Origin of the sequence: Bacteroides sp. 4_1_36 (genome assembly GCF_003466325.1) — a bacterium.
GTDB lineage: Bacteria > Bacteroidota > Bacteroidia > Bacteroidales > Bacteroidaceae > Bacteroides > Bacteroides uniformis.
Genome location: NZ_QSOX01000051.1, coordinates 1 through 1701 on the forward strand (window position 1 = coordinate 1; position 1701 = coordinate 1701).

The following is a 1701-nucleotide window of genomic DNA, read 5'->3' on the forward strand; positions in this document are numbered from 1 at the left end:
TCCTTTACGGCATTGTAAATCTCGTATTTGGATTTGTCCGGCTCTCTCAAACGGTGCTGTTTTACATGCTCCTTGCCTTTAGCGAAATAAAGCCCGTGTTTGGCTTTCAGCTTCTTGCATACCTGCTCGTTGCGGTACATGTCGTTCCTGTCCGAAATGGTCTTGCCGTTGTTGTCTATACGGTTGAACACGATATGTACGTGCGGATGTTCCCGGTCTTGGTGGCGCACGATGATGTACTGCGTATCGGTGATTTTCATTTCACGCATGTACTCCTGCGCAAGCTGTACCATTTTCCCGTCTGTCAGCTTGGGTGCGTCCACCGGGGAATAGCTTAGCGCAATATGTCCGACCGGCTTTTTCAGGTCGGGGTTCATCCCGGCTTGCAGTATGAAACTGCGTATGATGTCCCGGTTGCTTTCGGCTAATATTCCCTCCGCATGAAGCAAGGCTGCCTGTTCCTTGCCGAGTACATAGTTCACGCAGCCTTTAAATCTGCTTCCCTTTCTTATTTTTCCAATCATCCGACAGTTGGTTTATGATTTCAACAATCCTGTTCTTGAGTTTCACCAGTTCCACCGCTACCAGTGCAAACCCTCCGGCATTCGCCCGGTGCGCCAGCTGGTTGATGTTGTTGGCTTCGCCCGCCAGCTTGCGGATAGTGTCCGCATCCTGCCTGTTCAGCCGGGGCGTTACCTCTGCCGAAACGACCGCCTGCCGGACGTACTCGCTGACACGCAGCCCGGCTTCGGTGGCTCGCTTCCTGATTGCGTAGAACTGTAACTCGGTCAACTTCGTGCTGACTACCCGGTTCTGCTTGTCTATCCGGCTTTTTGCCGGGCGACCTCCCGGTTTGTTCCTTATCCCTGTCATACGTTTTTACTTTTAGGTGGTATCTTAAAAATTGCGACCAACGGGAGAAATTTTCTTTGCTGTCAAGTAAAGCAAGGTGTTTCGGTCTACCGAAACATAACCTTGCTCTCCCTAATCACACAGCCTGCCGTCGGTTCATGCCGCCAGCCTTGCAGGTCACATCCTTAGCCCTCTCTTTCTTTTTTCACCCGGATTTTGTCTGTTATCATGCTCCGGCTGGGGCTTGTCGGTAACTGTCAAATCTTGGGATTGCTTCACTTTAAGGCTACGCAGATAGTCGTTCAGGTCATTGTGACCGCTGTACAGGTGTGATGCGTCACGTACACGCCATTTGTATTCCTGCCTTATGGCTTCAACCGCTTTCCTCCCGGCTTCGTCATTGTCAAGCATACAATGTATATGCCCGTAACCAGCCAGCGGATATAAGGCTTTATCCGTGTTGGCGGTGGAGTTCAGGATAACGTAGTCCTGCCAGTCGGTGCAGGGTATATCCGGGCTTTTCTGTTGCCGGATAGTGAGGAATGAGAGGAAATCCAAAAAGCCCTCGAACACGAAACAGGTATCTCTCGGCTCTCCCTGCTGCCGTATATGGGTGATGTCTTTCGATGTGCTGCCCTTGAAACGGGGATTGCGAAGCTCGTAACCTCCTGAATCATTCCTGAACGCCAGCGCAAAATAAGGCTTGCCACCGATGCGGTAATACATTTCCTGCACGTATGGGGATGCCGTTCCGGGGGAAATCCCCCTTTCCTGCAAATAGCGTATGAGTGCCGGATTCTGTAACGGCTGTATTCTGCGTATCTCTATCGGGCTGGCTGCCTGCCTTTT

At 51.4% G+C, this 1701-nt stretch carries 3 protein-coding genes; all 3 read right to left on the reverse strand.

The window, feature by feature from the left end:
- Window positions 1–524 (reverse strand): relaxase/mobilization nuclease domain-containing protein (locus tag DXD65_RS20730; RefSeq protein WP_158573905.1); only part of this gene is annotated, 524 nt, incomplete at its 3' end.
- Entirely contained in the window at window positions 490–873 is a 384-nt protein-coding gene (locus DXD65_RS20735; protein ID WP_117673319.1) for a MobC family plasmid mobilization relaxosome protein, read from the reverse strand. The genes DXD65_RS20735 and DXD65_RS20730, both read right to left, overlap by 35 nt.
- Window positions 874–1029: 156 nt before the next feature.
- On the reverse strand, window positions 1030–1701 hold a 672-nt coding region (locus DXD65_RS20740; RefSeq protein ID WP_233556170.1), incomplete at its 5' end, for a toprim domain-containing protein.